A 7,914-nucleotide genomic window follows, 5' to 3' on the forward strand; every position below is an offset into this window, starting at 1 on the left:
CCACCCCCCCCCCCCCACCCCCGTCCCCCCCCGCCTGGCCGCCCGCCGCGCGCGGGGGGGGGCGGGGGGGGGGGGGGGAAAAGGGGGGGGGGGGGGGGGGGGGGGGGGGGCGACCCCCCCCCCCCCCCCCACTCTGTTCCACTCGCCGCGCGCGGCCCGCGCGTCAGTCCTGCTGCTGGCGTTTGGGACGCCACACCACCAGCGCGCTGGTCTGCTGCACTTCCTGGTAGGGCACCAGGTCCCGGCGGTAGGAGGCGTGCACGGCCGCCTCGCGCTGCCGCATCGCGGCCGCCGCCCCGTCCAGGGCCGCCTCCAGCTCCGCGACGCGGGACTGGAGCGCGGCGACCTGGTTCTCCAGTTCGATGATCCGCTTGATGCCGGCCAGGTTGATGCCCTCGTCCTGCGACAACTGCTGCACCTGGCGGAGCAGTTCGATGTCGCGGGCCGAGTAGCGCCGGCCGCGCCCGGCGGTGCGGTCGGGGGACACCAGGCCCAGCCGGTCGTACTGGCGGAGGGTCTGCGGATGCAGTCCGGACAGCTGGGCGGCCACGGAGATGACGTACACCGGGGTGTCTTCCGTCAGTTCGTACGGGTTGCGACGGCGGCCGTCCATCTCACTCATGCTCCCTTCGCGGCCTCGAACAGCTCCGCCCGCGGGTCGTCGCCCGCGGTCGCCTCGCGATACGCCTCGAGGGCGTCACGAGCCTTCCCCGACAGGTCCTTCGGCACACGTACCTCCACGGTGACCAGGAGGTCGCCGCGGGAGCCGTCCTTGCGCACCGCGCCCTTGCCGCGGGCCCGCATCGTACGGCCGTTGGGCGTGCCGGGGGGCAGCTTCAGCGTGACCGGCGGCCCGCCCAGGGTGGGCACGCGGACCTCGCCGCCGAGGGCGGCCTCGGGAAAGGTGACCGGCACGGTGACGGTGAGGTTGTCGCCCTTGCGGCCGAACACCGGGTGCTCGCCCACGTGCACCACCACGTACAGGTCGCCCGCCGGGCCGCCGCGCTCGCCCGGCGCGCCCTTGCCGCGCAGCCGGATGCGCTGCCCGTCGTTGACCCCGGCCGGGATGCGCACCTGCATCGTCCGCGAGGACTTGGCGCGTCCGGAGCCCTTGCAGACCTCGCAGGGGTGCTCCGCGATGAGCCCGCGGCCCTTGCAGTCCGGGCACGGGTCGGTCAGCGAGAAGCCGCCGCCCGAGCCGCGCGCGACCTGCCCGGTGCCGACGCAGGTCGGGCACACGCGCGGCGTGCCGTTCTTGTCGCCGGTGCCCGAGCAGGCCTTGCACGGCTGCTGGCTGGACATGCGCAGCGGCACCGTGGCGCCCTCGATGGCCTCCGTGAAGCTCAGCGAGACCTCGGACTCGATGTCCTGGCCGCGCCGGGGCTGGGTACGGGTGCCCGCGCCCGCGCCGCCCCGGTTGAACAGGCCGCCGAAGACGTCCCCGAGACCTCCGCCGAAGCCGCCGCCGCTCTGCTGCGGGCCGCCTCCGAAGAGGTCGCTCAGGTCGAAGTTGAAGGAGCCGCCGCCCGCACCGGGACCGGGACGGAACCCGCCGTTGCCGAACAGCGCGCGGGCCTCGTCGTACTCCTTGCGCTTCTTGGGGTCGCCGAGGACGTCGTTCGCCTCGGAGATCTCCTTGAAGCGCTCCTCCGCCCTTGCGTTGCCCTTGTTGGCGTCCGGGTGGAACTCGCGGGCGAGCTTCCGGTACGCCTTCTTGATCTCCGCCTCGGTGGCGTCCTTGGGGACGCCGAGGACCTTGTAGTAGTCCTTCTCGATGAAGTCCTTGGTACTCATCCCCGACGTCCCTCCTCTCCTGCCTCGTTCGCTATTACGTCAGCCCTCCTTAGGGCCACCGGAGTCCTTGTCCTCGCCCTGGCCCTCGCCCTGGGCGCCGCCGGCCTCCTCGGCCGGCTTGACCGTCTGGGCGCCCGGCTGCGGCTCGGCCACCGCCACCCGCGCGGGGCGGATGGTGCGCTCGCCGATCCGGTACCCGGGCTGCAGAATCGCCACGCACGTCGTCTCGGTGACGTCCGGTGCGTAGCTGTGCATCAGGGCCTCGTGGACCGTCGGGTCGAAGGGCTCGCCCTCCTTGCCGAACTGCTGCAGTCCCATCTTGGCGGCGACGGTCTCCAACGACTCGGCGACGGACTTGAAACCGCCCACCAGTTCGCCGTGCTCACGCGCGCGCCCGATGTCGTCGAGCACGGGCAGGAGCTCGGTCAGGAGGTTCGCGATGGCGATCTCCTTGACCGCGATCCGGTCGCGCTCGACCCTGCGGCGGTAGTTCTGGAACTCGGCCTGCAGCCGCTGGAGGTCCTGCGTGCGCTCGTGGAGCGCGGTGCGGACCTGGTCCAGCTGGGCCGTCAGGCCCGCCGTCGCGGCCGCGTCCCCGGCCGGGGCCGCCCCCTCCTCCGGGGAGGGGGAGGCGGCCTGCGGCTCGGCGTCGTCAGAGGTGGCGCCCGAGGGGACGTCGGGCTGCTGAGGCTGAGCCTGCGGCTGCTGCTCGTCGAAGCCCGGGGTCTCCTCCGTCACGCGGCACCGTCCTTCCGGTCCTCGTCGACGATCTCGGCGTCGACGACGTCGTCGTCGGCCTTCGCCTGGCCGGCACCGGCGTCACCGGCACCGCCCGCGGCCTGCGCGGCCTGGGCGTCGGCGTACATGGCCTGGCCGAGCTTCTGCGACACGGCCGCGACCTTCTCGGTGGCCGTGCGGATCTCGGCGGTGTCCTCGCCCTTGAGCTTGTCCTTCAGCTCGGCGACGGCCGACTCGACCTCGGTCTTGATCTCGCCGGGGACCTTGTCCTCGTTGTCCTTCAGGAACTTCTCGGTCTGGTAGACGAGCTGCTCGCCCTGGTTGCGGGTCTCGGCGGCCTCGCGGCGGCGGTGGTCCTCCTCCGCGTACTGCTCGGCCTCCTGGCGCATGCGGTCGACCTCGTCCTTCGGCAGCGAGGAGCCGCCGGTGACGGTCATCTTCTGCTCCTTGCCCGTGCCCAGGTCCTTCGCGGTCACGTGCATGATGCCGTTGGCGTCGATGTCGAAGGACACCTCGATCTGCGGGACGCCGCGCGGCGCCGGCGGCAGACCGGTCAGCTCGAACATGCCGAGCTTCTTGTTGTACGCGGCGATCTCGCGCTCGCCCTGGTAGACCTGGATCTGCACCGACGGCTGGTTGTCCTCGGCCGTGGTGAAGATCTCCGAGCGCTTGGTCGGGATCGTGGTGTTGCGCTCGATCAGCTTGGTCATGATGCCGCCCTTGGTCTCGATGCCGAGGGACAGCGGGGTGACGTCGAGCAGGAGGACGTCCTTGACCTCGCCCTTGAGGACACCGGCCTGGAGCGAGGCACCGATGGCGACGACCTCGTCCGGGTTCACACCCTTGTTGGCCTCCTTGCCGCCGGTCAGCTCCTTGACGAGCTCGGCGACGGCGGGCATACGGGTGGAGCCGCCGACCAGGACGACGTGGTCGATCTCGTTGATGGAGATGCCGGCGTCCTTGATGACGTTGTGGAACGGCGTCTTGCAGCGCTCCAGCAGGTCCGCGGTCAGCTGCTGGAACTGGGCGCGGGTGAGCTTCTCGTCCAGGTGCAGCGGGCCCTCGGCGGACGCGGTGATGTAGGGCAGGTTGATCGAGGTCTCGGAGGACGAGGACAGCTCGATCTTGGCCTTCTCCGCCGCCTCGCGCAGACGCTGCAGGGCCATCTTGTCCTTGGACAGGTCCACGCCGTGGCCGGACTGGAACTGCTTGACCAGGTAGTCGACGACCCGCTGGTCCCAGTCGTCGCCGCCGAGGTGGTTGTCACCGTTGGTGGCCTTCACCTCGACCACGCCGTCGCCGATCTCCAGCAGCGAGACGTCGAACGTACCGCCGCCGAGGTCGAAGACCAGGATGGTCTGGTCGTCCTTCTCCAGGCCGTAGGCCAGGGCGGCCGCGGTCGGCTCGTTGACGATGCGCAGCACGTTCAGACCGGCGATCTCGCCGGCCTCCTTGGTGGCCTGGCGCTCGGCGTCGTTGAAGTACGCCGGTACGGTGATGACCGCGTCGGTCACCTTCTCACCGAGGTAGGCCTCCGCGTCCCGCTTCAGCTTCTGCAGCACGAAGGCGCTGATCTGCTGGGGGTTGAAGGTCTTGTCGTCGATGTTGATCTTCCAGTCGGTGCCCATGTGGCGCTTGACCGACCGGATGGTCCTGTCGACGTTGGTCACGGCCTGCCGCTTGGCCACCTCGCCGACCAGCACCTCGCCGTTCTTGGCGAAGGCGACGACGGACGGCGTGGTCCTGGCACCCTCGGCGTTGGTGATGACGGTGGGCTCGCCGCCCTCCAGAACGCTGACGACGGAGTTAGTCGTGCCCAGGTCGATGCCGACCGCACGTGCCATGGTGATTTCCTCCAGCTGACTTGAGTGGAACAGACTCAAGTGTGCACGACCCCGGGAGCTGGGTCAACAGAGCTGAGTCGGTCAGACTCAAGTCTTATCCATCCCTTACACGCAAGGCCGCTCTGACCTGCGACAACGCGAGCAACAGGGACAGCGGTACGGGATATTCCGGTGGGTTCCGGGTTGACGGCCGATGCCGGCTGACGCGGTTGCTGCCGGCTGATGCCGGCCCCTGCGGTTGCTGCCGACTGATGCCGGCCGATGCCCCTGGGGCCTCGACGGGCCCGGTGAAGCCGCCGGGACCGGGGCGTTGCGGGTACCGGACCGGGCGGCGAGGGCCCTGCGGGACCCCCGGCCGGTACCGGTGCCGGGACGGCTTCCCTAGGCACCTGCCCGGGACCGGGTGCCGTAGACATCGATCGGGCCGCGGATGTCGAGGGAACCGGTGCGCTCCCGTTCGCGCCGGCCGGCGGGCTGCCCGCCCAGGGGCCCGGGCGCGCCCGGCCGCGGGGCGGCGGGCTGCCGGTCCGCGACCGGCCGGTCGGGAGCCGGCCGGTCCGCCGTCCGCCGCCCACCGGGCAGCAGGGCCCGCACCCCGGTGCGCGGACCGGTCCGCGCACCGCCCGGATCCGCGGCCCGCGCGCCGGACCGGCCGCCGCCCGCCGTGGCGGCCGGCGCCCCGGGCTGCGCGCCGATGCGCGGCCGCCTGCCGCGCGGGCCGGAGGGCGTCGCCGCCTCCGCCCGGGGGCCGTGGACACCCGTCCCCGTGCGGCCACGGGTCGTGTGCGTCCCCGTCGAGCGCCCCGCGTGCGACCCTGTCGGACGCCCCGTGTACGTCCCCGTCGAGCGCCCGCGCGGGCCGTACGCCGGGACCCTGAGCAGCGCGAGGACGGCGAGCAGGGTCGCGCCGAGCACCCACAGCACCGCTGCGGGCGCCGTCCAGTTCACATGGACCAGCACGCCGACCAGGACGGAGGCGAAGACGGCGCTGCCGAGCAGCACGGTGGTGCCCGGCGGCGTGAGGCCGAGCCGGCGCAGCCGGTGCGCCAGATGGTCCGGGCCGCGCCGCTGCACGGGCCGCCCCGCCAGCCTCCGCGACACCACCACGAGCAGCGCGTCGGCGCCGGCGACCGCGGTGAGCGCGAACAGCACGGCCGCCGTGGACAGCGTGTCGTAACCCGTCCGGGTGAGCACGGCGGCCGAGGCGAGCACGAAGCCGGTGAACAGGGACCCGCAGGCGCCGAAGGCGATCCGCGCGGGATGCCAGTTGTGCATCAGGAAGCCGGTGAGGGCGGCGGCCAGCACGCTCAGCAGCACCGCCAGGTCGTCCATCACCTCGGCCGCCGCGCACACACCGGCGCCGAAGGCGGTGAGCACCCCGACCGTGCCCGCGAGGCCGTCGGCGTGGTCCAGTCCCCGGAAGGCGGCGGCCACGCAGGCGATCCAGAGCACGCACACGATGCCCTGCACCAGCCCCGTCTCGTCGTACGGCACCACGAAGGCGGCCGCGATCGCCGTGCCGACGAGCAGGAACCGCGTCCTGAGCCGCCACACGTCCGCGACCAGGCCGAGGAGGGCGACCACGGCGCCGGCGACGAGCAGTCTGCCCACCCCGTCGCCCAGCGGGGCGGCGCCCGTCCAGCCGCCGGCCGCCGCGACCAGGCAGGTGCTGATCACCACGGCCGCGCCGCCCAGCAGCGGCAGCGGGCGCAGCCGCCGCCTGCGGTCGGCGAGGCCGAGCCGCAGGGCGAGCACGCGCAGCAGCGCGGAGAGCACGGCGGCGAGGAGCAGGGCGGTGACGGCGGTGGCGATCCCGTAGAGCACGGTATTTAAATTAGGCCCATATCGGGTGATTGGGTGTGAATAACACGATCATGATTGCGAGCAATCCGCAGATGACCGGTGAGATTCAGGCAATCCTCAGCGACCCAGATCACCCCGCGCACGGCTGCACCGCGACGGATGATGGGGGTAGTCTCAAACGGACTGTATAAGTTACCGCTTAGTAATGTTCGAGGCCGCCTCGGGAGCCCCAATGCAACTCGCCGCGATCATCGTGTCGCTGGTCCTGATCGTGGTCGGTGTGGCACTGTTCGGCCGCGCCGTCTGGCAGATCTTCCGCTACATGCGGCTCGGCCAGCCCGTTCCCGCCGGTACGCGGACCAACGATCCGGCACAGCGCACCCTCACGGTGGTCAAGGAGTTCCTCGGACACACCCGGATGAACCGCTGGGGCATCGTGGGCGTGGCGCACTGGTTCGTGGCGGTCGGCTTCTTCACCCTGCTGCTGACCATCGTCAACGCGATCGGCCAGCTCTTCCGGGCCGACTGGCTCCTGCCGGTCCTCGGCGAGTGGGCGCCCTACAACGTCTACGTCGAGTTCATCGGCACCATGACGGTGGTCGGCATCCTGGTGCTCATCGCGATCCGCCAGCTGAACAAGCCGAGCAAGCCGGACCGCAAGTCCCGCTTCGCCGGCTCCAGCTTCGGCCAGGCGTACTTCGTGGAGTCCGTCATCCTCATCGTCGGCGTCTGCATCTTCATGCTGCACGCCCTGGAGGGCGCCCAGCACCACGTCGACGGCTACGAGGCGTCGTTCTTCCTCTCCTACCCGGTGGTCTCCTGGCTGCGGGGCATGGACGTCTCGACGCTCCAGAACCTCACCTACTTCTTCGCCGGCCTCAAGATCGCGACCTCCTTCATCTGGATGATCACGGTCGCTCTGAAGACCGACATGGGCATCGCCTGGCACCGCTTCCTGGCGTTCCCGAACATCTGGTTCAAGCGGAACGCGGACGGTTCGACCGCGCTGGGCGCGCTGCAGCCGATGACGTCGGGCGGGAAGGCGATCGACTTCACCGACCCGGGCGAGGACGACGTGTTCGGTGTCTCGCAGGTGGAGCAGTTCTCCTGGAAGGGCCTGCTGGACTTCTCCACCTGCACCGAGTGCGGGCGCTGCCAGTCGCAGTGCCCGGCGTGGAACACCGGCAAGCCGCTGTCGCCGAAGCTGCTGATCATGTCGCTGCGTGACCACGCGCACGCCAAGGCCCCGTACCTGCTGGCCGGCGGCGGCAAGACGATGGAGGGCGAGGAGAAGGCCTCCGAGGAGCAGCTGGCGTCGGTGCCGGCCGCGGCGCTGGCGGAGGCGGAGCGGCCGCTGGTCGGCACCGTGGAGGACAACGGCGTCATCGACCCGGACGTGCTGTGGTCGTGCACCACGTGCGGTGCGTGTGTGGAGCAGTGCCCGGTGGACATCGAGCACGTCGACCACATCGTGGACATGCGCCGCTACCAGGTCATGATCGAGTCGGCGTTCCCGTCCGAGGCGGGCACGATGCTCAAGAACCTGGAGAAGAAGGGCAACCCCTGGGGCCTGGCCAAGAAGCAGCGCCTGGAGTGGCTCAAGGAGGTCGACTTCGAGGTCCCGGTCGTGGGCAGGGACATCGAGGACCTCACCGAGGTGGAGTACCTGTACTGGGTGGGCTGTGCGGGCGCGCTGGAGGACCGGGCGAAGAAGACCACGAAGGCGTTCGCGGAG

At 71.2% G+C, this 7,914-nt stretch carries 5 protein-coding genes and 1 pseudogene; 1 reads left to right on the forward strand and 5 read right to left on the reverse strand.

The features are described from left to right. Positions 1–163: 163 nt before the first annotated feature. The 5 genes and pseudogenes from ACI2LW_RS09535 to ACI2LW_RS09555 all read right to left on the reverse strand — a co-directional run. Positions 164–613 carry a heat shock protein transcriptional repressor HspR gene (locus ACI2LW_RS09535; protein WP_404730614.1) on the reverse strand — a complete coding sequence of 150 codons (450 nt, stop codon included), beginning with the start codon at positions 611–613 and terminating at the stop codon, positions 164–166. Between the two features lie 5 nt (positions 614–618). Continuing rightward, entirely contained in the window at positions 619–1,794 is a 1,176-nt protein-coding gene (dnaJ, locus tag ACI2LW_RS09540) for a molecular chaperone DnaJ (RefSeq protein WP_404730594.1), read from the reverse strand. Positions 1,795–1,833: 39 nt separating this feature from the next. After that, on the reverse strand, positions 1,834–2,532 hold the full coding sequence (gene grpE, locus ACI2LW_RS09545; protein ID WP_404730595.1) for a nucleotide exchange factor GrpE: 699 nt from the start codon (positions 2,530–2,532) through the stop codon (positions 1,834–1,836). Next, complete coding sequence (gene dnaK, locus ACI2LW_RS09550) at positions 2,529–4,376, reverse strand: molecular chaperone DnaK (protein ID WP_404730596.1); 1,848 nt, start codon at positions 4,374–4,376, stop codon at positions 2,529–2,531. The genes grpE and dnaK overlap by 4 nt, the downstream gene beginning before the upstream one ends. 852 nt (positions 4,377–5,228) lie before the next feature. Then, positions 5,229–6,200: pseudogene (locus ACI2LW_RS09555) on the reverse strand (MraY family glycosyltransferase); the annotation flags it as partial. A gap of 211 nt (positions 6,201–6,411) precedes the next feature. Here ACI2LW_RS09555 and ACI2LW_RS09560 point away from each other — a divergent pair. Next, on the forward strand, positions 6,412–7,914 hold a 1,503-nt coding region (locus ACI2LW_RS09560), incomplete at its 3' end, for a 4Fe-4S dicluster domain-containing protein (RefSeq protein WP_404730597.1).

Origin of the sequence: Streptomyces sp. NPDC004065 (assembly GCF_044903565.1) — a bacterium.
Lineage (GTDB): Bacteria > Actinomycetota > Actinomycetes > Streptomycetales > Streptomycetaceae > Streptomyces.

Coding starts and splice junctions, on each gene's coding strand:
- ACI2LW_RS09535 (WP_404730614.1), bottom strand. CDS start 613: ATGGACGGCCGCCGTCGCAACCCGTACGAACTGACGGAAGACACCCCG.
- dnaJ (WP_404730594.1), bottom strand. CDS start 1,794: ATGAGTACCAAGGACTTCATCGAGAAGGACTACTACAAGGTCCTCGGC.
- dnaK (WP_404730596.1), bottom strand. CDS start 4,376: ATGGCACGTGCGGTCGGCATCGACCTGGGCACGACTAACTCCGTCGTC.